Origin of the sequence: Streptomyces sp. NBC_00075 (assembly GCF_045041225.1) — a bacterium.
Lineage (GTDB): Bacteria > Actinomycetota > Actinomycetes > Streptomycetales > Streptomycetaceae > Streptomyces > Streptomyces adonidis.
Genome location: NZ_CP108243.1, coordinates 3,840,243 through 3,864,184, shown reverse-complemented (window position 1 = coordinate 3,864,184; position 23,942 = coordinate 3,840,243). Strand labels below are relative to the sequence as shown.

Sequence of the window (23,942 nt, the reverse complement as noted above, 5' to 3'; positions counted from 1 at the left end):
TTGTGGGAGCTGTGAGCCGTACGCTCTCCGACCATGAGTACTTCAGAGACATCACGTTTTGTACGGCTTCGGGTGGAACTGGTCGTCGAGGTCGACGACCCGGCCTCCCTCACGAAGGCCGCGTTGCGGCGGATCGCTGAGGACACCGAGATGCCCGCCGACGAGCGGGTGCACGCCGAGGACGCTGTGACGGAAGACACCGCGGAGGCGCTCGCGTACCTCGTGGACCCGTTCGACCTGGTCGGCGAGGTGCCGGGGATCGAACTGGCGCAGGCCTCCTGGAGCAGCGAGGAGATCGACTACGACCCGGATTCGCCGGACTGGGATCTCGACGAGGATGATGAGGTGGACGGCGACGAGATGGTCGGGGAGCGGGTCGGCGGCTGAGGGTCTTGGAAAAAACGTGACCCCGGGCGGCAACCGCGGCCCGGGGTTTCTTCGTCTCAGGGGGAGCAGTGACCGGCAGTGGCACCACGCGACCCGGTGGAGTGCGGGACGGGCGGAGCGCCCCCTGTGACCCAGGCGACGTGGTGTGCCCCACACATCGAGCGAATGTGGAACGGGACGAACCGGTCGTAGCGTTGAAGTGGGTTACGGGGACTTGCATGTTCGGTTCGGTACGGGGACTCGTGGTCCTGACGGTTCGGGGATTCGGCAACGATGGAGAAGCGTGTGATGACGGACAGTAGGCGGCGCAAGGGTCTCATGGCCGCGTCCGCCCTGCTCGGTGGCGTGCTGGTGCTCTCTGCGTGCAGCGGAGGCGACAGCGACAGTGCCTCCAAGGGCGACAGCGGCACCGACACCTCGCAGGCCAAGGCCGACGAGGCGGCGGCGGCGAAGACCTCCGAGGCCCAGATCAAGATCACACCCGGGGACGGCTCGAACAACGCCTCCATCAACAACGCGGCCCAGGTGGCGGTGACCAAGGGCACCCTGACGTCGGTGGAGATGACGACGGCGGACGGCACCGCGGTCGCCGGTGAGATATCCGCCGACAAGACCAGCTGGAAGCCGAGCGCCCAGCTGGAGCGCGCCACCACCTACAAGGTGACGGCGGAGGCCACGGACACCAAGGGCCGTACGGCCCACGAGAACGCCTCCTTCACCACGGTCTCCGCCGGGAACAGCTTCGTCGGCTACTTCACCCCCGAGGACGGCTCGACCGTCGGTGTGGGCATGCCCGTGTCGATCAACTTCGACAAGGCGATCACCGAGAAGGCGGCCGTACAGAAGGCCGTCACGGTCTCCTCGACCAGCGGGCAGGAGGTCGTCTGCCACTGGTTCAACGACACCCGCATGGACTGCCGGCCCGACGACTACTGGCAGGAGAACTCCACCGTCACGCTGAAGCTGGCGCTCGACGGCGTGGAGGGCGCGAGCGGTGTCTACGGCGTGCAGCAGAAGACGGTCACCTTCAAGATCGGCCGCAACCAGGTCTCCATCGTCGACGCCAAGACGAAGACGATGAAGGTCATGCACAACGGCACGGTCATCAAGACCATCCCGATCTCCGCCGGTTCGCCCGAGAACAAGACGTACGAGGGCAAGATGGTGATGTCGGAGAAGTTCAAGGAGACGCGCATGAACGGCGCGACCGTGGGCTTCACCGACGACGACGGCAAGGGCGAGTACGACATCAAGGACGTGCCGCACGCCATCCGCCTGACCACCTCCGGCACCTTCGTGCACGGCAACTACTGGAGTTCCAGCAGCACTTTCGGCAGCGCCAACGTCAGCCACGGCTGTGTCGGCCTGGACGACACCAAGGGCGCCAACGACAAGAGTTCGGCGGGCTACTGGTTCTACACCAACTCGATCATCGGTGACGTCGTCGACGTTCGTAACACCGGTGACAAGACCGTCGACCCGGCCAACGGTCTCAACGGCTGGAACCTGAGCTGGGCGGACTGGAAGGCCGGTTCGGCCGTCTGACCCGTCTGACTCTCAAGCAGTTCACAGCTTTCCGATGCCGCCCCCAGGGGCGGCATCGGTGTTTCCGGGGTTCACCACAGCCTTCTCATGCATCTCTTATGCGGGGCTTATCCCGCCATCACACGGTGTACCTACCTTGCGGCCATGTTCTTCACCTACCTGAGGCGCGAACTGCGCCGCCGCAGAAAAGCGGCACTCGTCGTCGCCTCCGGGCTCGCACTGGGCATCGCACTTGTCATCGTGGTCACGTCCGTGTCCTCCGGCATGTCGAAGGCGCAGGACAAGGTCCTGGAGTCGCTGTACGGCCTCGGTACCGACATGACCGTCACCAAGGCCGCCGCGGCCCAGACCGGCACCGGTGACGCCCAGCGCCCGCGCTTCCAGTTCGACGCGCAGGACAACGACAGCGACACGGAGCAGAGCAGCGACCGGGTGATGGTCCAGGGCTTCCAGACCCTGGCCTCCTCCACGGTCACCAAGGTCGGTACGCAGAAGGGCGTTTCGGACGCCGTCGGCGGACTGAGCCTCCAAGTCATCAAGGTCAGCGGCCAGTTCAGGCAGGGCCAGTTCCAGCAGGACGAGAGCGCCAGTGGCGGCACCGGCAACCAGCAGGGCGGCGGCCCCGGGGCGGGCGGCAACGGCGGCTCAACGGGCGCTCCCCAGGGGCGTGTTGAAGGCGGCGGCGCCGAGTTCGACGTCAACAACTACTCGGTGTACGGCACCGACGTCACCAAGCCGGAACTCGGCCCGCTGACCTCCTCGAAGATCACCAGCGGCCGTACCTTCACGACCTCCGAGACCGACGCCAAGGTCGTGGTCGTCGACGCCTCCTACGCCAAGGAGAAGAAGCTCAAGGTCGGCAGCACGGTCACCATCAAGAGCGTCAAGTACAAGGCCATCGGCATCGCGACGCCCGAGAGCGGCGACGCGGCGGCCAACCTCTACATCCCGCTGAAGCAGGCCCAGACCCTCAGCGACTCCAAGGACAAGGTCACCACGATCTACGTCCAGGCGACCGACTCCCAGCAGATCAGCGCGGTCAAGTCGACCATCCAGAAGAACATCTCGGGTACGACCGTCACGACCTCCGCCGATCTCGCAGACACCGTCTCCGGCTCCCTCTCCACCGCCTCCGACCTGGCCTCCAGCGTCGGCAAGTGGCTGTCGATCGCGGTGCTCGTCGCGGCCTTCCTGGTCGCGGGCCTGCTCACCTCCTCGGCCGTGTCCCGCCGCGTGCGTGAGTTCGGCACGCTGAAGGCGCTCGGCTGGAAGTCCGGCCGGGTCACCCGGCAGGTCGTCGGCGAGGCCATCGTCAACGGCCTGGTGGGCGGCGCCCTCGGTATCGCGCTCGGCCTCGGCGGCGCGTACGTCGTCACCGCGATCAGCCCCGAACTCCAGGCGGAGCTGGGCAGTTCGGGCGGCAACGGCGGCGGTCCCGGCGGGGGTGGCGGCGGCTTCCCCGGCGGCGGAGGCGGCCCCGGCCGCCAGGCAGCGACCCAGGCCCTCTCGGTCGCCCTCACGGCCCCGGTAGCCCTCTCCACGATCGCCCTGGCGGTAGGCCTGGCGGTGGCGGGCGGCCTGATCGCGGGCGCCTTCGGCGGCTGGCGAGCGTCGCGCCTGCGTCCGGCGGACGCGCTGCGCCGAGTCGAGTAGCGGGGGGTTCGCCTGGGGGCTTTTAAGGGGCGCGGGGAACTGCGCGAGAAGCCCCACCGGCCGGCAGTCGACAAACAACCCCCACCGCCCCAATTCCACCCAGGAGTCACCAACATGTACGAACTAAAAGGCGTGACCAAGACCTACACCCGAGGCAAAAAGACGGTAGACGCCCTCGCAGGCATCGACCTCACCATCGCCGACGGCGACCGCCTCGTCATCCAGGGCCCCACCGGCGGCGGTAAGTCCACCCTCCTCCAAATGCTCGGCGGACTCGACCGCCCCACGGGCGGCAGCATCGACCTCGACGGCACAGATCTCGCCAAACTGTCCGAGAGTCGCCTCACAAAAGTCCGCAGCGAGAACATCGGTTTCGTCTTCCAGAGCTTCAATCTCATTCCGACCCTGTCGGCTCAGGAAAACGTCGAGACCGCTCTCGTACCGCTCGGCGTGAAGACCAAGGAACGCCGCGAACGGGCCGCCGAGGCACTGAAGTCGGTCGGCCTCGGCGAGCGCCTCGGGCACCTCCCGGGTGAGATGTCCGGCGGCCAGCAGCAGCGCGTCGCCATCGCCCGTGCCCTGGTCAAGCAGCCCAAGGTGCTCCTCGCCGACGAGCCCACCGGCAACCTCGACGAGTCGATGCGCGACGAGATCATGGACGTACTCGAAACCATGTGGAAGGAGCTGGGGCTCACCTTCATCATGGTCACGCATGATTCGGCGATCGCGAAGAAGGCCCCGCGGCTGGCCACCATCCGTAAGGGGAAGATCACGGTGAAGGAGAACGCGGGCGCGTAGGAAAGTGACCAGCGGCGCGTAAATGGAGAAAACCGGCGCGCAAGGTTTCGTAACTGCCTCGTAACAGCCCACTCTTGAGAGCTCAGTCTATTGAGCGGCTGATCACCCCTCGGCATAATTCACGGTCGGGGGGTGTACGCCTCTGCGTACGGGACCGCCCCCAGCCGGATGAACGGGGAAATTCTTCCGGCACCTCAGCCACAGGCTCCAGGGGGAGACTTGCGCAAACAAGTGAAAAGAGCATGTGCGGCAACCGTAGCCACGGCAGCCGCAGTTGCCCTCGCGGCGGGCATGACCGGCCCGGCGTCCGCGAAGGGCGAGGCGAAGGTCGAGCAGCAGCGTGTGACCGACGCTGCCCAGAAGCTCAAGCCTGCGCACCGCATCACCCTGATCACCGGTGACCGGGTCGCCGTCGACGCCAAGGGCCGTGTCATCGGCCTGGAGCGGGCGGCGGGGCGCGAGAAGATACCCGTACAGATCCGCAAGATCGACGGGCACACCCTCGTCATCCCGGCCGACGCGGCCCGGCTGGTCTCCAGCGGCAAGCTGGACCAACGGCTGTTCGACGTCACGGAGTTGAACAAGGCGGCAACCCGCAAGTCCCAGCAGAAGGGACTGAAGGTCATCGTCGGCTACACGGGGGCCGCGGCGGCCACCAAGGCCGACGTCCGCGACGCGGGCACCCTGCGCCAGACGCTGAAGTCCCTGAACGCGGACGCCGTTCAGACACCGCAGAAGGACACTCCCGAACTCTGGGACGCGGTGACCAACGGCGACAGGACCGCCGCCGGGATCGCGCACGTCTGGCTCGACGGCACCCGCAAGGCCAGCCTCGACAAGTCCGTGCCGCAGATCGGCGCGCCGAAGGCGTGGGCGGCCGGGTACGACGGCAAGGGCGTCAAGATCGCCGTCCTGGACACCGGTGTCGACGCCACCCACCCGGACCTCAAGACCCAGGTGATCGCGGCCAAGAACTTCACCCCGGCCGCCACCACCGACGACAAGGTCGGCCACGGCACGCACGTCGCGTCCATCGCGGCGGGCACCGGGGCCAAGTCCGGCGGCAAGTACAAGGGTGTCGCACCCGGCGCCAAGATCATCAGCGGCAAGGTCCTGGACGACACCGGCTCCGGTGACGACTCGGGCATCCTCGCCGGCATGGAGTGGGCGGCCGAGCAGGGCGCCCAGGTCGTCAACCTCAGCCTCGGCGGCCAGGACACCCCCGAGGTGGACCCGCTGGAGGCGATGGTCGACAAGCTGTCCGAGGAGAAGGGCATCCTCTTCGCGATCGCGGCGGGCAACTCCGGCCCGGAGTCGGTCGGTTCGCCTGGCAGCGCCGACAAGGCGCTCACCGTCGGCGCGGTCGACGACAAGGACGTGCTGGCCGACTTCTCCAGCACCGGCCCGCGTGTCGGCGACGGCGCCATCAAGCCGGACGTGACCGCGCCCGGCGTGGACATCACGGCGGCCTCCGCCAAGGGCAGCGCCATCGAGCAGGAGGTCGGCGAGAACCCGGCCGGCTACCTCTCCATCTCGGGTACGTCGATGGCGACGCCGCATGTGGCGGGCGCGGCGGCGATCCTCAAGCAGGAGCACCCGGACTGGACGTACGCCGAGATCAAGGGCGCGCTCACCGGCTCCGCGAAGGGCGGCAAGTACACGCCGTTCCAGCAGGGTTCGGGCCGGATCCAGGTCGACAAGGCCATCAAGCAGACCGTGATCGCCGACCCCGCGTCGGTGAGCTTCGGTACGCAGGCGTGGCCGCACACCGACGACACCCCGGTCACCAAGCAGCTGACGTACCGCAACCTCGGCACGACCGACGTCACACTGAAGCTGTCGGCGACCGCGACCAACCCGAAGGGCCAGGCCGCTCCGGCGGGCTTCTTCAAGCTGGCCGCGACGACGGTGAAGGTCCCGGCGGGCGGCAGCGCCTCGGTCGGCTACACCGTCAACACCAAGCTGGGCGGCACCCTCGACGGCGCGTACTCCTCGTACGTGACGGCGACGGCCGGCGCGCAGAGCGTCCGTACGGGCGCGGCGGTCAACCGTGAGGTCGAGTCGTACGACCTGACGGTCAAGCACATCGACAAGGCCGGGCAGCCGACGGGCGAGTACAACACGATCGTCGCCGGTTACTCCGGCCTGGCCACCGACCGCGGTTACCAGGTCCCGACCTCCACCACCGGCACCACGACCATGCGTCTGCCCAAGGGCACGTACCTCCTGGACGCGTGGATCGCGAAGGACTTCACCAAGCCCGACCTGGGCGGTGAGGGCCTCGACTGGGTGGTCCAGCCGAAGCTGGCGGTCACCAAGAACACCTCGGTGACGATCGACGCCCGCACCACCAAGGCGGCGGACATCACGGTGCCGGACGCCGACGCCAAGCCGCTGGGCGCGATGATCAGCTACATGTACGACGACGCCGGCATCGGCATCGGAGTCGGCCTCGACTCCTTCGCCAACCTGCGGATGGCGCACCTCGGCGCGGAGACCCCCGGCCTCTCGCAGACCTGGTTCGGCCAGTTCGGCAAGGGTGCGGGCGCCGAGTACGACGCGATCACGACCGCCAAGGTCAAGAAGATCACCGGCGACAAGGTCCGGCACTTCAAGGCGAGCGAGTTCGCCACGGTGTCGAACAAGCTCGGTGGCGGGGCGCCGGGCAAGACCGGCGCGCTCGGTGCGATCGCGTTCCTGCCCGAGGACGTCGCCTTCGGCGGCCTCGTCGAGCAGGCGCTCCCGGCCACGCGTACGCAGTACGTGTCGACGGGCGAGAAGGTCCAGTGGCTGTTCGACTTCACCCAGTTCAAGGGGAAGGACGCACAGGGCTTCTCGATCCCCGAGGCCTACTACACGCTCGGTGCGGCGCAGACACTGAAGGCCGGCGGCAAGTACTGGCGCACCTTCAACACCGCGGTCTTCGGTCCCCGTCTGCTCCCGGACTACGGCCTCTTCCGTGACGGCAACTACATCTACGGCCTGATCCCGCTGTTCTCCGACGGCGCGGGCCACCCCGGCTCGTCCGACTTCACGTCGGTCGCCACGACGCTCTACCGCAACGGGAAGAAGGTCGCCACGACCGACGACCCGCTGTTCGCCGAGAAGCCGTTCACGGTTCCGGCGGGCGACGCGGAGTACAAGCTGACGACGTCCGTCAAGCGCAGCGTCAAGGTGGCGCAGGCGTCCACGCGGATCGACGCGAGCTGGACGTTCCGGTCGAAGAAGCCGGGGGAGGACGGGGCGCAGCTTCCGGCGTCCTCGGTGCGCTTCAACGCGCCGGTCGGCCTGGACAACAAGGTCGCGGCCGGTACGAAGGTCACGTTCCCGGTCGTCGTCGAGGGTGCGGCGCGCGGCAGCAACCTGAAGTCGCTGTCGGTGTACGCGTCTTACGACTACGGCAAGACGTGGAAGAAGCTGACGGTGAAGAACGGGAAGGTGACTGTCGTCAACCCGAAGAAGGGGGAGGCGATCTCCTTCCACGCGAAGATCAGCGACAAGAAGGGGAACAAGTCGACGATCTCGATCTACAACGCGTATTACGGCAAGTAGCTCGCCGTTGACGTGATGGCGACGGCCCGTCGGGGGGATGCCTCCGGCGGGCCGTTTCCGTGCTTTTCCTCGCCCCCGCTTTTCCTCGCCCCCGCCGCCCCTACCCATTCCCATCCCTGGGGGCTGCGCCCCCAGACCCCCCTTTGTCCTCAAACGCCGGACTGGCTGAAAGATCAAGCCCCGGCCGGCACCATCCAGCCCCTTGGGGGTCCCCCCTCTGGGGGAGTTTGAGGAGCGGGGGTTCGGGGGCAGCGCCCCCGAGGATGGGACGGGTAGGGGCGGCGGGGGCGAGAACAGCTGCCGGTTCAGGAGTTCGTGCCCGCCTTTGTTGCGTCGCGGCCCCAGCTTGCCAGCAGGCGCAGTGCCTCTGCCGAAGGTGAGCCCGGTTCTGCGTGGTAGACGAGGAGCATCTGGTCGCTGTCGTCCGGGAGGCTGAACGACTCGAAGTTCAGGGTGAGTTCGCCTACCAGGGGGTGGCGGAAGCGCTTCACGCCGTGGCTCTTCTCCTTGACGTCGTGGGTGGCCCACAGGCGTCGGAACTCCTCGCTCTTCACCGACAACTCGCCCACCAGAGCGGCCAGTTTCGGGTCCTCCGGGTAGCAGCCGGCGTCCATGCGGAGATGGCAGACGATGTCGATCGCCTTCTGCTCCCAGTCCAGGAACAGGTCGTGGTAGTCGGGGCGAAGGAACGTCAGCCGGGCCCAGTTCCGGTCCTGCGGCGGCAGCTCGGCCCAGTCGCCGAAGAGGGACGCGGCCATCGCGTTCCACGCCAGGATGTCCGTACGCCGCCCCGCGACGTACGCCGGGACGCCGTCCATCGTGTCGAGCAGTTGCCGCAGCGTCCCGCGTACGACCTGCGCCCGCACCGACGGCTTCTTCTTGTGCTGCTTCGGCTTCGCCAGGTGGGTGAGGTGGGCGTGCTCCGCGCCCGTCAGCCGCAGGGCGCGGGCGATGGCGTCCAGGACCTCCGCGGAGACGTTCCGCCCGTTGCCCTGTTCGAGCCGCGTGTAGTACGCGACGGACACCCCGGCCAGCTGGGCCAGCTCCTCGCGGCGCAGCCCCGGCACCCTGCGGTGCCGCCCGAAGTCCGGCAGCCCGACGTCCTCCGGCTTGAGCCGGGCCCGCCGGGTGCGCAGGAACTCGCTCAGCTCGGCACGCCGGTCCAGGGCCTGTCCTGTGCCGGGAGCTGCCGGGTGCGCGGATTCGGGCTGATCGTCCATACGGTCCAGTATTCCCGGTCGTACGAACACGAGCCTGACCCCGCCAGTGGTAGGACCGGCGGACGTACGCAGAAGCGTGGGCTGGGTGAAAGGCGGAACGTTCGGCAGACTGAACGCCGTGCCCGGTCAGAAGGCGGCCGGGGACGGAATCCCCCTAGGAGACCCCCGGCATGACCACTGTCGCTGCATACGCCGCCCCCTCCGCCAAGGCTCCGCTGGAGCGGACCACGATCGAGCGCCGTGAGGTCGGCGAGTTCGACGTCCTGATCGACATCAAGTTCGCCGGTATCTGCCACTCCGACATCCACCAGGCCCGCGAGGGCTGGGGCGAGGCCATCTTCCCGATGGTCCCCGGCCACGAGATCGCCGGTGTCGTCGAGGCGGTCGGTTCCGGTGTCACCAAGTTCACGGTCGGCGACCACGTGGGTGTGGGCTGTCTCGTCGACTCGTGCCGCGAGTGCGAGAACTGCGTGGCCGGCCTGGAGCAGTACTGCCTCAAGGGCGGTGTCGGCACCTACAACGCCCTCGACAAGAACGGTGAGCCGACCTACGGCGGCTACTCCGAGAAGATCGTCGTCGACGAGAACTACACCGTCCGCATCCCCGACGGCCTCTCCCTCGACGTGGCCGCGCCGCTGCTCTGCGCCGGCATCACCACGTACTCCCCGCTGAAGCACTGGAACGCCGGTCCCGGCAAGAAGGTCGCGATCCTCGGCATGGGTGGCCTCGGCCACATGGGCGTCAAGATCGCGAGCGCGCTCGGTGCGGAGGTGACCGTTCTCTCGCAGTCGCTGCGGAAGAAGGAGGACGGGCTGAAGCTGGGTGCGTCGTCCTACTACGCGACCAGTGACGAGGCCACGTTCAAGGAGCTGCGCGGCACGTTCGACATCATCCTGTCGACGGTGTCCGCTCCGCTGAACCTGGACGCGTACCTGTCTCTCCTCAAGACGGACGGTGCGTTCGTGAACGTGGGTGCGCCCGAGGAGCCTGTCGCGCTGAACCTGTTCTCGGTGATCGGCGGGCGTAAGACCCTTGCGGGGTCTGGCATCGGGGGGATTCAGGAGACCCAGGAGATGCTGGACTTCTGCGCTGAGCACGGGCTGGGCTCCGAGATCGAGCTGATCAGTGCGGAGCAGATCAACGAGGCGTATGAGCGGGTGCTCGCGAGTGATGTGCGGTACCGGTTTGTGATCGACACCGCGACGATCTAGTTGGTTCTCGGCTGCGGGTTCGTTGTGGCTGGTCGCGCAGTTCCCCGCGCCCCTAGGGGGCGGGGCTGCGCCCCTGGCCCCTAGGGGCTGCCAGGAGCCATAGCAGGTACGGGCCGCCCACCAGTGCTGTCAGTGCCCCCACTGGGATTTCCAGTGGGGGCATCAGCGTGCGGGCCGTCAGGTCGGCCGCGACCAGTACCACTGCGCCCGTCAAGGCTGAGCCCAGCAGGGGTAGTTGAGGGGTGCGGGTGAGTCGTTTCGCCAGTTGGGGTGCGGTGAGTGCGATGAAGCCGATCGGGCCGGCGGCGCCGGTCGCCACTGCGGCCAGGACGACCCCTAGGACGGTCAGGCCGAGCTGCGTTCGCTGTATCCGTACGCCTAGTGCGGCGGCTGTGTCGGTGTCGAGCCCTAGGGGGCGCAGCGCTCGGCTCGCCCAGATCAGGCCGGGGAGACACAGCAGCAGTACGGCGGTCAGCGGGCCCGCTTGTTCCCAGCCGCGTCCGTTCAGGCTGCCTGTGAGCCACAGCTTGACCTGTTCGGCTGCCTCCAGCTCGCTGTCGGTGAGATAGAGCTGGACGACAGCCGAGAGTGCGACGCCTATCCCGACCCCCGTCAGCACGAACCGGCTCGCCTGCATCCCGCGCCGCCAGGCGAGCACGTACACCAGCGCGGCGGCCGCGAGTCCGCCCGCGACGGACACGGCGGGCATGGCCCCCGGCGAGGCGACGGTCCCGGTGGCGAGTGCCAGCACGGTCGCGGCGGCGGCCCCGTGCCCGACGCCGATGACGTCCGGGCTGGCCAGCGGATTGCGCGTCACGCTCTGCACGAGCGCCCCGGCGAGGCCGAGGGCGGCCCCGACGAGCGCCCCGAGCACGATCCGGGGCACCCGCAGCTCGTTGACGACGAGATCGTGGGGTCCGCTGCCGCTTCGGATGGTCTCCCAGACCTCACCGGGCGGGATGTACGTCTGCCCGACACACGCGGATGTCCCCATCGCCAGGGCGAGCACGACCAGAAGTGCGACGGCTACGAGGGCCGACCGCCGGTGCAGGAGGAGGGAGAGGCGGGGTCCGGGCCGCAGTACGGCGACCCCGCGAGGGAGGGAGCCCGGAGTGCTGGTCGTCACGTACTCGCCACCTTCCGCCGTACGAGCACCACCAGCACCGGCACGCCGACCAGCGCCGTCATGACACCGGCCGGGACCTCGGCGGGTGCTCGTACGACTCGTCCGGCGACATCGGCGGCCAGCAGCAGGGCCGCACCGAGGAGGGCGGAGAGGGGGAGGACGCGGCGATGACCGCCGGGGAGGATGCGCCTGGCCAGGTGGGGTACGGCCAGGCCGATGAAGGCGATCGGGCCGGCGGCGGCGACCGCGGCGGCCGTCAGCAGGGTCGCGCCGAGTGCCGCGGCACCCCGTACGACATGCACCCGGTGTCCGAGTGCGCGGGCCGTGTCGTCGCCGAGCGCGAGGGCGTCGAGGCCGGGGGCGCAGGCCAGTACGAGCAGGGCTCCGGCGACGAGGAACGGCAGCATCCGCGCGACCGTGTCCGCGTCCCGTCCGCTGAGCGCGCCCACCTGCCAGAAGCGGAACTGGTCGAGCGTGGCGGAGCTGGACGTCAGTACGACGGTGGTGGCGCCGCCGGTCATCGCGGCCAGCGCGGTGCCGGCGAGGGCGAGCTTCACGGGGGAGGCACCGCCCCGGCCGCGCGAGGCGATGGCGTACACGAGACAGGCGGCGACGACGGCACCGGCGAAGGCGTACCAGACGTACCCGCCGAAGCCGTTCGCGAGGCCGAGCGCGATGGCGAACACGACGCCGGCCGCCGCGCCCTGGCTGAGCCCGAGGATGCCCGGGTCGGCGAGCGGGTTGCGGGTGACGGCCTGGAGCGCGGCCCCGGCGAGCCCGAGGGCGGCCCCGGCGGTGAGCCCGATCTCGGTCCGGGGCACCCGCAGCGAACGTACGACCAGCGCGTCCGGCGTACTCCCGCCGTGCAGCAGCGCGTCGAGGACGGCACCCGGCGGCACGGGCCGGGTGCCGACGGCGAGGCTGAGGAGGGAGACGGCGGCCACCACGAGGACGGCCGCCGGCCAGGCGAGACGTGCGCCCATACGGGGACTCACTTGCCGATGTGCTCGGCGAGCTGCCGTACGACGAGACGGGCGGCCGTGGGACCCGCGTTGAGGTACCAGGGGTCGTCGTCGACCTTGACGGCGTGACCGGCGGTGACGGCCTTCATGGACTTCCAGAGCGGTCCGGCGACGACGCTCGCGGCGTCGGTCTTGCCGGCGTCCCCCTGCACGGAGTAGAAGATCCAGTCGGCGTCGGCGGTGTCGATGCTCTCGGCCCCGATGTCCTCCGAAATCGCCCTGAACTGCTGGGACTTGGGCCGTGCGAGCCCCATGTCGACGGCGATGGACCCGGTGAAGGAGGAGACGCCGAACATCCGGGTGCGGTCGGGGGTGAAGCGGACCATGGAGACGGTGGTGGAGCCGAGGGACTTGCCCTTCTCGGCGGCGTCGGCGGCGATGTCGTCGACCATGTCCTGAGCGGCCTCGCCCTTACCGACCGCCTCCCCGACGAGCAGCAGATCGCGCTTCCAGTTGATGCCGTTGCCTGCGGTGACGACGGTCGGGGCGATCTTGGAGAGCTTGGGGTAGAGGTCGCCGAGGGAGTCGTTGGCGAGGATGAGATCGGGCTTGGCGGCGGCGAGTGTTTCGAGGTTCGGCGCCTGCCGGGTGCCCGCGTCGGTCATGGCGGCGAGCTTCGCCTTGTCCTGGGGGAAGGCGTCGGCGAGGTAGTCGGGGACGAGTCCGGCGTTGTCGGCGCGGGTGGTGGCGGCCGGGACGAGCCCGAGGGAGAGGAGATCGTCGAGCTGTCCGGTGCTGAGGACGGCGATCCGGGTGGGGGCGGTCTTGAGGGTGGTCGTGCCCTTGAAGTGGGTGACGGTACGGGGGAAGGTGCCGTCCGTGCCGACGTCGGAGCCCATGCCGTCGGCGAGGGCGGAGGGGGCGGCCGAGGGCCCTTCGGAGGCACCCTCCGAGGCACCCATGACAGGGTTGCGGGCTTCCGCGCCGGCCGCCTTGGCATCGTTGTCGGAGGCCGACGAGCAGCTGGTCAGCAGCCCTCCGGCAAGGATCGCGGCCACGGCGGCCTGCCACTTCAACGTACGCACTTGTCACTCCGCAACAGGTCAATTTCTAAGGCAAGCCTTACCTTAACTTGCCTGCTGGGCGGGATGGACACGGGGTCGTAGCGTGGGAGAAGGGAGGAGAAGGAGCGAGACGAAGGATCGAGAAGAAGGATCGAGAAGGAGACAAAGGGGGTTCACAGATGACAGTCCAGCTGAACCACACCATCGTGGCCGCGCACGACAAGAAGACCTCGGCGCGATTCCTGGCCGACATCCTCGGCCTGGAGGTGAGCCCGCAGTACGGCCCGTTCGTCCCGGTCGCGATACCCAACAGCGTGACTCTGGACTACATGGACACGGACGGCACGATCACCCCCCAGCACTACGCCTTCCTGGTCTCGGAGGACGACTTCGACACGATCTTCACCCGCATCCGGGAAACCGGCCTCATGTACTGGGCGGACCCGTTCCACCACCGCCCGCAGGAGATCAACAGGAACGACGGCGGCCGGGGAACATACTTCGAGGACCCGAACGGCCACAGCCTGGAGATCCTCACTCGGCCTTACGGGAGCGGGAGTTAGGGGGCGGGGGCGTGGGCTGAGCGGCCCAGGTGCCAGGTGCTGGGTGGCCGCGGTGGCGCACAATTGCTCGGTGAACGACGGTACTTCGCCCATGACGGCCACCCGACCGCCGCCTCGGCTGATCGACGACGACCGGCTGACCGCGCACTCCGTCGTGGCCAACAACACGATGAACCGTGAGCGGGTGTTGACCGGCGTCAACAGTTACGCGCGCGAACTCGGCTTTGATCCGGTCGAGTTTCTCGACGGGTGCGGTCCGGCGTCGTCCTGGCTCGACCTGTGCAGTGGAGAGGGGCTGGCTCTCCGTGCGGCGGCCCAGCGGCTTCCGGGGGCCGTGATCACCGGCGTGGACCTGGTCGGGTCGCTGCGGACGCCCGTGCTGCCCGACGGGCTCGAACTCGTCGCCGCCGATCTCGGGCAGTGGGCCCCGGTCCGCCGGTACGACCTCATCACCTGTGTCCACGGCCTCCACTACGTCGGCGACCGCCTCGCCCTCCTGGAACGGTCGGCCTCCTGGCTCACCGACACCGGCCGACTGGTCGCCCACTTCGACCCCGCGACGCTGAGGCGCCCCGACGGCACCGACGCCTCCCGCCCGGTCCTCGCGGCACTGCGCGCGGCGGGCTACGACTACTCGGCCCGGCATCACCGGCTGACCTTGCGGGGCGGCCGGTCGATCGAGCTTCCCTTCACCTACCTGGGGGCCGACCCCGATGCGGGGCCCAACTACACCGGGCAGCCGGCTGTGGCGTCGTACTACCGCCAAGTGGTCAGTGCGCGGTGTCCCTGACGAGTCGGACGAACGGGGCGCGACCCTCGCCGCCGTCGGGCAGGCGCCAGCCGGCGGTGATGTGCCCCTGGGCCTCGGTTGCGCCGGCCGCCGGGTCCTGCTGCTCCGGCGAGAGGATGCGCGTCACTGCGAGTGTCAGGGTGCGCGCAGGGGTTTCCACGACTACGGCGGTGCCGTGCTGTCCATCGGTGACGGCGAGGGAAGCGACCTCGGCGTCGATCTCTGCTCCCGTGAAGCGACGGGTGACAGAGGTGTCGGGAGTGTCGGACACGCTCTGGGCCTGCGCCTCGGTGCGGCCCTGGAGGAGGGCGATCAACTGGGCGACGAGGACCGGGTCTTGGGTTCCGTCGTACACCCAGCGCTTGCCCAGCACGCCGTGTTCGGACGTGCCCACGAGTGCCTCCTCGGCTCCGTCGAGCGGGGCGCCGCGGTAGCTGAGGGGCACGTGGTAGGAGAGCGGCGTCCTGCCTGAGGCGTCCGTGACCACCATGAACTCGATGCCCACCTCCCCCTCCGGATCGTCGAGCCGAAACCCGCCGACCTTGGCCGGCTCGGGCGCACGCCCTGTGCCGACGTACCAGGGCCGCGTGGGCAGCCAGGCGGTGAGCAGTTCCAGCTTGCCGGGGGACATGGTCGTGTGGTGGATGAAAGCCATGCCCCGTGAACTTCCGCCGTCAGTCGATGATTCCCCTGCCGTACGGTTGTTCGGAGGTGGGCCGTTCCAGTCCTGGCCTGGCCTGGCCACCGTGAGCGGCAGCGGCAGGCCGTGAAAGGGGATCGACACAGTGGAACTCGCCTTCGCAGGCCGGGTGATCGAGTGGCGCGGACCGGCGCCGTACTACTTCGTCCCCGTACCGGACGAGGAGTCCGCCGACATCCGCGAAGTGGCCGCGATGGCGTCGTACGGCTGGGGAGTGATCCCCGTCGAGGCACGCATCGGCGAAGTCGTCTTCGAGACGTCCCTCTTCCCGAAGGGCGGGGGCTATCTGCTGCCGCTCAAGGCCGCCGTACGCAAGAGGCAGGACATCTCGGTGGGGGACGACGTCGCCGTGGAGATCTCTGTTCGTCTCTCCAGCCTCAAGCAGTGAGTGCTGTTAGTGAGTGCTGTTCAGGGAGAAAAAAACTCCGATGCGTCGGTTCGCCCCTCTCTGCGACCATCCCGGAATGGCGCACAGTTTCGAATCGCTGGTCATCCGGCACACCCACCGCCTTGCCACCCCCAAGGGCTCCCTCGGGGCTTCCGCCGGTCAAGGGGCCGCCGCCGCGCGGCAGTTCGACGTGGCGCTGGCCTCCGTGGGCTTCAAGCTCTCGGCGGAGTTGCTGGAGCGGCTGTCGGGGCTGTCCGAGGCCGCGGTTCTGCACACCGCCAGGCGGACGCTGCGTACCGTGAGCGAGATGGTGGGCGACCACGTCCGGCACAACACGTACTTCATCGACTTCCCGGCGAACGTGCCCGACACCGAGGAGTTCTGGACGCGGTGCGTGGCGCAGGCCCTCGGCGACGAGAAGTCGCGGCAGGGCGTGCTCACGCAGCTCGCGCACGGCGTGCTGGACCTGCTCAGCCTCCCCACGTACGGCCGCTACCAGCACACGTACGAGGAGCTGCTCGCGGCGCAGGACGAGCTGATCGCCTCGGCGGGCGACCGGGTCACCGTGCTGCACCTCGGCCGGGACCTCGACGACGAACTCACCGACCTGTACCTGGCGTTGGCGGGCAGCACGACCCCGCTGGGCGAGGACGACCTGCGCGACCTCAAGGCCCTCGCCGAGCGGTGCGCGCTCGGGCCGCAGCCGGAGGCGATCCCGGTACGGGAGATCCGCGCGGTCGTGAACGAGGCCCGTGTCCGTGCCGGTGCGGACCTGCTCCTCGACACCGTCACCGACGTACTGCGGCTCGCCTGCGCGCTGTCGGGCGGTGACGTGACCCTCCAGGAGCCGACCCCGTTCCGGTCGCTGTCGCGGCCGGTGCGGCGGGCGCTGCTCGCGGGCCTCGACGCCGTGATCGCGGCGAACCCGGCGAAGCTGGCCGACGTACACGCGCACCGCGAGCCCTTCAAGCGGCTCGGTGAGCGGCTCCACCCGCACGAGTACCCGCGCTGGCCGCACGCCGCCGACGTGTTCGCCGTCGCGCGGGGCGAGAAGGACGCGCGGTCCTTCGACAGCCGGGTGGACAAGCTGCTCGACGAGTTCGACGTACTCGGCGCGGTGAAGCTGCTGGAGTCCGCTCCGGGCCGACTCTTCCGCGCCATCGATCTGCTGCTGCGCATCGCCGCCGATCAGGAGGAGCGGGACGCGGTCGTGGCCGCCGTGGTGCGTGTGGCCCCCGACGTCTCCGGGCGGGTCGTGCTCTCGGTCCGCGAGCACTTCCACAACCGGGAGCGGGAGACCGACGCACCCCGCATCTTCGTCAACCGCCGGGGCCGCGCCTGGGTGACCCCCGACCACCGCCCGACCGTACCGGCCGCCGACCGCGACCGTCTGATCGCCGCCCTCGACGCCGAGTTGCGCCGTCGGCTCCCGGCACCGGGCCGGCTCCTCGTCGACCCGGACGTCCTGGACGTGGCGCTCCCGCTCAGCGGCAGGGCGACCGCGCAGGGGCTCGGCGTACTCCCGCGAGGGTCGGTCTCGGCGGTCGACGGCGAACGGCTGCGTTTCTTCGTGTACTGGAAGGAGAAGGATCGCCGCACCGACTACGACCTGTCGGCGCTCCTCCTCCACCCCGACTACAGCACCGACACCTGGCTCTCCTACACGTCCCTCACGGCGGTCGGGGGCCGGCACTCGGGTGACATCACCGAAGCGCCCGACGGGGCCTCGGAGTTCATCGACCTGTCCCTGGACCGGGTGCGCAGCACGTTCATCGTTCCGCAGGTCAACATCTACGCCGGCGAAAGCTTCGAGGAGGCCGAGGAGTCGTTCTTCGGCTTCATGCTGCGCGACGGCGACCAGAAGGGTCGGCCGTTCGAGCCGCGCACGGTGCGGATGAAGTCGGAGCTGCGCGGGGTGGGCCGGGTCGCGCTGCCGCTGGTGTTCCGGCGTGAGGACGACGGCCGGTGGCGTGCGAAGTGGCTGCACCTGTATCTGAAGGGCGTCTCGGACGCCAACCGGGTCGAGGAGAACCAGGTGTCGGTGTCGAAGGTGGTGCGCGCCGTCGTGGAGCGCGAGCAGCTGACCGTCGGCTACCTGATCGACCTGATGTCCGTCGACACCACGGCAGTTGACCTGTGGAACGGCGACCCGGCAGACCCGGCCCCGGACGAGCCGGTGACGTACATCGGTCTCGGACGCCCCGAGGGACTGCACCCGGACTCCCGGATCATCACCCTCGAAAACCTGCGCGACCTGATCCCGGCCTGAGTGCTAGCGTTGCCGACGGCGAGGCCATGAAGGGGCTTCCTTCTCCATCACTCTCACTGACTCAAGTCCTTTCGCTCTCCTCGCCGTTCACGTCGCTCCGGGCGGCGCCCGCGCTCTCTGCGCGAGCGTCGCCCGAGCCGTTTTCCACCACGTCGACTGCCCTGACGGTACGTCGAACGCCCCGAAGTCCACGACGCTGTGACCGCCCGCGTGCCCTGTCGTCCCTGGCCGATTCGGAACCCGTCCGGCGATACTCCGTACGCATGAGCCGTGATGATCACCACGGGGACGTGATGCCCACGACTCGTTCACGTTCTCGTGGTTGATCCTCATGGCACAGCGCGGGTCTGATGGCACAGCACCGCTCACTGCGCCCGGACAGTTCCTCGAACCGCAGGGCCCCGGGCACAGGGAAATGGGCGAATTCGGAATCGGAACCGCACCCGCGCCCCAACTCACAGCGCACAGCTCAGAGTTCAGAAAACGTTCTGGAGACATACCCGATGAAACTCGCCAAGCGAATCATCCTCACCACCACGGCTCTCGCCGCCGGATCCGCCGCCACGCTCCTGGGCGCGACGGTCGGCCAGGCCGCTCCCGTGCAGACGGTCCGCCCCGTCGTCGAGGCTCCCGCCGCACTGAAGGTCCCGGACGGCAACAGACTGACCGGCGTCTTCTCCGCCGAAGGCGTCCAGACCTACACCTGCACGGACGGCGCCTGGAAGCTGCTGGAGCCGGCCGCCACCCTCTGGGCCAAGAACGACCACTCCCGCCGCACGGTCGCCCTCCACTCCCGCGGCCCGGTCTGGGTCTCCACGATCGACGGCAGCGCGGTCAACGCCGCCGCCATCGCCAACTCCCCCAAGACGGGCACGATCCCGGAACTCCTCCTCCAGTCCACCGCGACGCGCGGTACGGGCACCTTCGCGGGTGTCTCCTACATCCAGCGCCTCAACACCCAGGGCGGCGTGGCCCCGACCACGGCCTGCACCGGCACGGACCAGGTCAGCGTCCCGTACTCGGCGACGTACACGTTCTACAAGCCCGCCAAGTAGTGATGGACCGTCAACTTCCTTGTCCCCAGGGCCAGAAGTGACGTGACACGAAATCCCCGGTGCTGTCAGGCACCGGGGATTTCGCATCTCCTCCGGGCACTCTGGGGCGGTGACCTGGTTCCTGCGGGCGAGGCAGCCGTCGGATACCGCGTGGTGTACGACATTGCTGACCAACTCCGACACGACGGCGTTGCGAAGCTACAGAGCTACGCCGATCGCGTCGGCAAGGCTCCGCAAGTCGGCCGCGACCCCGCGTACGCATACCGTTACGACTGCCACTGACCTGACCGCAGCACCGGCCGGGCAGGCGCGGAATCGCCCGGCGGTCTCGTGCGTTGAGCGGAGTGGGCAAGTAATGCCGGTGGTGTGCGAGCCGAGCAGCCCGAGAGTGATCGAGCCGACAGAGAGTGGAGGGGCCGCAATGGCTGCGCAGACGCAGAGGGCCGTGCTGGCTGGTGGATGCTTCTGGGGGATGGAGGAGCTGATCCGCCGGCTTCCGGGCGTGACGGCGACCCGGGTGGGATACACCGGCGGGGACGTGCCGAACGCGACGTACCGGAACCACGGCACGCACGCGGAGGCCATCGAGATCCTCTTCGACCCTGAGGCCACCGACTTCCGCGCGATCCTGGAGCTCTTCTTCCAGATCCACGACCCCAGCACCAAGAACCGCCAGGGCAACGACATCGGGCTCAGCTACCGCTCCGCCATCTACTACGTGGACGACGAGCAGAAGCGGATCGCCGAGGACACGATCGCGGATGTGGACGCCTCCGGACTGTGGCCGGGCAAGGTCGTCACCGAGGTGGAGCCGGTCGGCCCCTTCTGGGAGGCCGAGCCCGAGCACCAGGACTATCTGCTGCGTTACCCGAACGGCTACACCTGCCACTTCCCGCGCCCCGGCTGGCGCCTGCCGAGCCGCACGACGAGCTGACCGGACCGCACGCGGGCGGCGGAGAACCTCAGCCGTCCGCCGGCGCGCCGGCCACACCGATCGGGCATGAGACCCCTGTCCCACCCAGGCCGCAGTACCCGTCCGGATTCTTGCCCTCCGACAGGTACTGCTGGTGGTACCCCTCCGCCGGGTAGAACACCCGCCCCTCCGCCGGGAGGATCTCGGTGGTGATCTCCCCGTAGCCGGAGTCCGTCAGCACCTTCTGGTACGCCTCGCGGGACGACTCCGCCGCGGCCGCCTGGGCCGGGGTGTGGGTGTAGATCGCGGAGCGGTACTGGGTGCCGACGTCGTTGCCCTGGCGGAAGCCCTGGGTCGGGTTGTGGGACTCCCAGAAGAGCTGGAGCAGACGTTCGTACGAGATCTGCCGGGGGTCGAAGACCACGCGGACCGCCTCCGTGTGGCCGGTCAGGCCCGAGCAGACCTCCTCGTACACCGGGTGCTCGGTGTAGCCGCCCTGATAGCCGACCAGCGTGGTCCACACGCCCGCCGGGAGCTGCCAGAACTTTCGTTCGGCGCCCCAGAAGCAGCCCAGACCGAAGTCGGCGGTCTCCAGGCCCTCGGGGTAGGGGCCGAGGAGCGGGTTGCCGAGGACGGCGTGGCGGTCGGGGACCTCGTACGGGAGTTTGGGCCTGCCCTTGAGTGCTTGTTCGGGGGTGGGCAGCTGAGGCGTACGGCCGAAGAACATGAGGGTCTCCGTAAGGCAGCTGGGCAGCTGAGCACTGGACGCCGGCGGCATCGACGGCGACACCCTCGATGCTGCCAGCATTCCGTCGCCACGAATAGATTAGAACGGAGAGTCCATTCTTCGGCCCGTGGGCTCAGCTCGCCCCGGCCTCCGCAGACTGTCCCTCCGTCGCCGACGTCACCGCCAGCGCCGCCAGGTTCCGTATCCGGCAGTACCGCGCCGTCATCCCCGTGCCGTGATAGCGCCACGGCAGCGCGTCCACATACCCGTCCACCAGTCTGAACTGCTCGATCGCGGCCTCGTCGCGGTCCTGGAGGGCGAGGTAGTACGCCAGCAGGTGGCGCAGCTCCGGGAGGCGCGGGTGGGCAGGGTCGGCCGCGGCGGCGTCGGCGAGGCCGGCGTTCACGCGGGCGATCATCTCGGGGGTGCGGTCGGTGGCGCTGTCGTCCGACTCGTCGTGCTCGAAATGGGCGATCAGGGGGAGGACGGTGAGCAGGCTGCCCAGCGGGGCCGCCGATGCCGCGCGCTCGGCGAACTCCGCCGCCAGCTGCTCCGAGCCGCGCCACTTCTTGCACCAGTACTGCAACGCCGAGAAGTGCGCCTCGTAGTGGTGCGGGTCGCGGGCGGTGAGTTCCGACCACAGCTTGTCCATCTCGGAGTGCGGGTAGCCGAGCCCGAGCGCGGTCCAGATCTCCGTGACGTACGGGGTCGGGTCGTCGGGGTTGAGCGCCGCGGCCCTGGCTATCTCCTCGCGCGAGCGCTGAAGCAGCCGGTGGAAGCCCGCGAACTGTTCGCCCGTCGTGTCGCTGGCCAGCTTCCCGCCCCGGATCTTCCAGGCGAGGATCACCGTGCTGCGGGCGCGGACCAGGGCCGCGTCCGGATCGTCGGGGCCGTGCGGTCCGTCGGCCTCCCAGGCGAGCAGCCAGCCGTCGTCCTCGGCGGCGATCTCCGCCAGCAGATACGCGGCCAGCGAACGGCGTTCCCAGTCCCGGCCGATGCCGCGCAGCAGCTCGGCGGCCGTCTTCCAGGCATCCTTGTCACCGCCCCGTACCGCGTCGAGCGCCGCCTCCCAGCCGGCCGGCAGCGGCCCCGCGGACTTCGTGCTCTGCCGCTCGGCGGGCAGCAGCCCGAGCTGCTCGGCGGCCTCCGCACCGCCGTCACCGTCCTCGTCGCCACCGGCCCCCGACATCTGCGCGAAGAACTCCTTGACGAACACCCCGCCCAACCACAGCACGAAGATCAGGGTGGGCACGGCCAGGATGGCCAGGACCCACAGCAGTACGGTCATCGGGGAGCGTCCGTTTCTCGGGAGGAGCGGGGAGCGGGGGGAAGCAGGGCGCGCAGCGGGGCGGTGTCCGGGTGGTCGGCCAGGGCCCTGTCCACGGCGGCGCCGATCGACGCGTCGAGTTCGGAGAGGCCGTCGTCGGGTGCGCTGCCCGGCGCCGGGAGCAGACGCGCCTTCGCCGACTGCTCCCAGGAGAACTCCCAGCGCATCCGCGACCGCGCGCTGAACTCCGCCATCACCATGCTGTGCAGCGAGTTGTGCAGCGTCGGGCGGACGAACTCACGGAACGCCCGCCCCTTCGCCGCGACCGCCTCGTCCGACAGGGGCAGTCTGCGCGCCAGTTGCCACAGCTGGCCGTCGTCGATGAGGGTGAGGAGGGCCGGGAGGGTGGGGCGGTTCTTCGTGTAGAGGACCAGGGCGCGGTGCAACGGCGTGTTCAGCGCGGCGAGGTTCCCCGCCATCGCGCCGTCGAGGAGTTCCTGCCAGTCGGCGGTACGCCTGAACTGCCGTACCTCGTCCGTCAGTACCGCGTCCTCCAGCGCCGCGTACGCCCGCTCTTCGTCAACCAGGAGCGCGATCGCCGCGCCGTGGGCCTCGTCCGCGCGGCCGTCGGCGGGGAGCAGCTCGATACGGCGTACGCGGTCGGCGATCGGCGGGTGGGAGTCGTACGGGGATGTCGGCTCCGTCGGCAACTCGCTGCGCAGGCCCGCCAGTTCGAGCTGCCGGGCGGAGAGCATCCGGCCGAAGCCGCCGAACACCTCACCGGGCGGCGGCAGCAGCCGGGCTTCGCTGCCCAGGGTGGCGTAGCAGCGGACGTAGAACCCGAACGCGCCCTCCAGGACCGGGATTTCGCGCAGTGCGGACGCGGTGGCGTCGCGGCCGGCGATCCGGGCGGCCGAGGCGTCGGCGGCGTACTCCTGGCGGCGGGAGTCGGCGAGCGTGGCGCGCAGGTACAACTTGGCGTACGCGGTGTAGATCCGGGCCATCGCCCGGTACGTGACGCCCGCGCGGCCCGTGTCGACCTCCCGCGTCTCCTTGCCCTTCGCCTCGGCCCTGGCGTTCTTCCGCTCCTGCCGGGCGCGCTCCCGGGCCTCCGTGCTGCCCGCGCGCTCCTCGAAGTTCCTTATGGTGCGCAGGAGTTGGACGCGTCCGCGCAGGGTGAGGGCCGCGAGGCGGGTGTCGGAGCCGGCGTAGTGGCCGAGTTCATGGGCGAGGACCGCGCGCAGCTGAGCCTCGGTCAGGCCCTGCATGAGAGGTACGCCGAGATAGAGCCGGCGCGGCCCGGGGAACAGGCCGAGCAGTCGGGCGTCCTCGCTGACGGCGGCGTTCGTGTCGCCCATGAGGACGATGCGGGAGGGGGCGCGGGTGCCGACCTGGTCGGCCAACTCCCGCACGGTACGCCAGAGTTCGGGCTCGTCGGCCTCCGTGACGGGCAGGCCCGAAGGCTCCTCGCCCTTCGGTGTACGGAGCATCAGCAGCCCGCGGACCAGCGGAATCGCCAGCAGTACGGAGACGACGGCCAGCTTCGTCGCGACGGCGGCGGGGGTGTGCGCGAAGAGCAGGTAGTCGGCGCCGGCGAGCACCGCCAGCAGGAGCACGCCGAGCAGATAGAAGCCGGCGAGCAGTACGAGAGCGCGCAGCGCGCGCAGGGTCGAGCCCATCGGGCCGGGATCCCTCCACGGGGAACGGGGACGGTGGAAAGGGCGCGCGGCCGAACGGTGGGGTCATGACCGG

20 protein-coding genes are annotated in these 23,942 nt (G+C 69.4%); 12 read left to right on the top strand and 8 right to left on the bottom strand.

Going from position 1 to position 23,942, the window contains the following annotated elements; genetic code table 11:
- Nucleotides 1-33 precede the first annotated feature (33 nt).
- From OG787_RS16475 to OG787_RS16455, 5 genes are all read left to right on the top strand, one after another.
- Nucleotides 34-387 (top strand): hypothetical protein, encoded by a 354-nt coding sequence (locus tag OG787_RS16475; RefSeq protein WP_369037273.1) that lies wholly within the window; start codon nt 34-36, stop codon nt 385-387.
- A 273-nt stretch (nt 388-660) separates the two neighbouring features.
- Nucleotides 661-1,932 (top strand): Ig-like domain-containing protein, encoded by a 1,272-nt coding sequence (locus tag OG787_RS16470; RefSeq protein WP_369037272.1) that lies wholly within the window; start codon nt 661-663, stop codon nt 1,930-1,932.
- 144 nt (nt 1,933-2,076) lie between these two features.
- The gene (locus OG787_RS16465; protein ID WP_369037271.1) at nt 2,077-3,585 is read left to right on the top strand and encodes an ABC transporter permease; all 1,509 of its coding nucleotides are present in this window, start codon (nt 2,077-2,079) and stop codon (nt 3,583-3,585) included.
- A 114-nt stretch (nt 3,586-3,699) separates the two neighbouring features.
- Nucleotides 3,700-4,383, top strand: a complete 684-nt coding sequence (locus OG787_RS16460; protein ID WP_235475260.1) for an ABC transporter ATP-binding protein — start codon at nt 3,700-3,702, stop codon at nt 4,381-4,383.
- Between the two features lie 291 nt (nt 4,384-4,674).
- Nucleotides 4,675-7,935, top strand: coding sequence for a S8 family serine peptidase (locus OG787_RS16455; RefSeq protein WP_369037270.1), 3,261 nt, complete (start codon nt 4,675-4,677; stop codon nt 7,933-7,935).
- A gap of 305 nt (nt 7,936-8,240) precedes the next feature.
- Here the strand turns inward: OG787_RS16455 and OG787_RS16450 are convergent, their stop codons facing one another.
- The gene (locus OG787_RS16450; protein WP_405535607.1) at nt 8,241-9,155 is read right to left on the bottom strand and encodes a helix-turn-helix transcriptional regulator; all 915 of its coding nucleotides are present in this window, start codon (nt 9,153-9,155) and stop codon (nt 8,241-8,243) included.
- A 170-nt stretch (nt 9,156-9,325) separates the two neighbouring features.
- On the opposite strand from OG787_RS16450, the gene OG787_RS16445 reads away from it, so the two are divergent.
- Nucleotides 9,326-10,366, top strand: coding sequence for an NAD(P)-dependent alcohol dehydrogenase (locus tag OG787_RS16445; RefSeq protein WP_405535606.1), 1,041 nt, complete (start codon nt 9,326-9,328; stop codon nt 10,364-10,366).
- Nucleotides 10,367-10,418: 52 nt separating this feature from the next.
- Here the strand turns inward: OG787_RS16445 and OG787_RS16440 are convergent, their stop codons facing one another.
- From OG787_RS16440 to OG787_RS16430, 3 genes are read right to left on the bottom strand one after another with little or no spacing between them, the layout of a single operon-like run.
- Nucleotides 10,419-11,492, bottom strand: a complete 1,074-nt coding sequence (locus OG787_RS16440; protein WP_405535605.1) for a FecCD family ABC transporter permease — start codon at nt 11,490-11,492, stop codon at nt 10,419-10,421.
- Entirely contained in the window at nt 11,489-12,475 is a 987-nt protein-coding gene (locus OG787_RS16435; RefSeq protein WP_405535604.1) for a FecCD family ABC transporter permease, read from the bottom strand. Before OG787_RS16435 ends, OG787_RS16440 begins: the two co-directional genes overlap by 4 nt.
- Nucleotides 12,476-12,483: 8 nt before the next feature.
- Complete coding sequence (locus tag OG787_RS16430) at nt 12,484-13,539, bottom strand: ABC transporter substrate-binding protein (protein ID WP_369037266.1); 1,056 nt, start codon at nt 13,537-13,539, stop codon at nt 12,484-12,486.
- A gap of 158 nt (nt 13,540-13,697) precedes the next feature.
- Between OG787_RS16430 and OG787_RS16425 the strand changes: the two genes are divergently transcribed.
- Together OG787_RS16425 and OG787_RS16420 are read left to right on the top strand one after the other, a co-directional pair.
- Complete coding sequence (locus OG787_RS16425; protein ID WP_405535603.1) at nt 13,698-14,081, top strand: VOC family protein; 384 nt, start codon at nt 13,698-13,700, stop codon at nt 14,079-14,081.
- Between the two features lie 70 nt (nt 14,082-14,151).
- A complete protein-coding gene (locus OG787_RS16420; protein WP_405535602.1) occupies nt 14,152-14,871 on the top strand; it encodes a class I SAM-dependent methyltransferase in 720 nt (239 codons plus the stop codon).
- On the opposite strand, the gene OG787_RS16415 is transcribed toward OG787_RS16420, so the two are convergent.
- Nucleotides 14,852-15,526 (bottom strand): maltokinase N-terminal cap-like domain-containing protein, encoded by a 675-nt coding sequence (locus OG787_RS16415; RefSeq protein ID WP_405535601.1) that lies wholly within the window; start codon nt 15,524-15,526, stop codon nt 14,852-14,854. The two genes, OG787_RS16420 and OG787_RS16415, sit on opposite strands and share 20 nt — an antisense overlap.
- Nucleotides 15,527-15,656: 130 nt before the next feature.
- Here OG787_RS16415 and OG787_RS16410 point away from each other — a divergent pair, with 130 nt between their 5' ends.
- From OG787_RS16410 to msrA (OG787_RS16395), 4 genes are all read left to right on the top strand, one after another.
- On the top strand, nt 15,657-15,959 hold the full coding sequence (locus OG787_RS16410; protein ID WP_405535600.1) for a DUF1905 domain-containing protein: 303 nt from the start codon (nt 15,657-15,659) through the stop codon (nt 15,957-15,959).
- Between the two features lie 76 nt (nt 15,960-16,035).
- The gene (locus tag OG787_RS16405) at nt 16,036-18,228 is read left to right on the top strand and encodes a hypothetical protein (RefSeq protein WP_405535599.1); all 2,193 of its coding nucleotides are present in this window, start codon (nt 16,036-16,038) and stop codon (nt 18,226-18,228) included.
- A gap of 503 nt (nt 18,229-18,731) precedes the next feature.
- Nucleotides 18,732-19,283, top strand: coding sequence for a DUF3455 domain-containing protein (locus OG787_RS16400; RefSeq protein WP_369037260.1), 552 nt, complete (start codon nt 18,732-18,734; stop codon nt 19,281-19,283).
- A 421-nt stretch (nt 19,284-19,704) separates the two neighbouring features.
- Entirely contained in the window at nt 19,705-20,217 is a 513-nt protein-coding gene (gene msrA, locus OG787_RS16395) for a peptide-methionine (S)-S-oxide reductase MsrA (RefSeq protein WP_405535598.1), read from the top strand.
- A 28-nt stretch (nt 20,218-20,245) separates the two neighbouring features.
- Here msrA (OG787_RS16395) and msrA (OG787_RS16390) read toward each other — a convergent pair whose 3' ends face one another.
- From msrA (OG787_RS16390) to OG787_RS16380, 3 genes are all read right to left on the bottom strand, one after another.
- Complete coding sequence (gene msrA / locus OG787_RS16390; RefSeq protein WP_369037257.1) at nt 20,246-20,923, bottom strand: peptide-methionine (S)-S-oxide reductase MsrA; 678 nt, start codon at nt 20,921-20,923, stop codon at nt 20,246-20,248.
- Nucleotides 20,924-21,056: 133 nt separating this feature from the next.
- Complete coding sequence (locus tag OG787_RS16385) at nt 21,057-22,211, bottom strand: hypothetical protein (protein WP_405535597.1); 1,155 nt, start codon at nt 22,209-22,211, stop codon at nt 21,057-21,059.
- On the bottom strand, nt 22,208-23,869 hold the full coding sequence (locus OG787_RS16380) for a M48 family metalloprotease (RefSeq protein WP_405535596.1): 1,662 nt from the start codon (nt 23,867-23,869) through the stop codon (nt 22,208-22,210). Before OG787_RS16380 ends, OG787_RS16385 begins: the two co-directional genes overlap by 4 nt.
- Nucleotides 23,870-23,942: the final 73 nt, after the last annotated feature.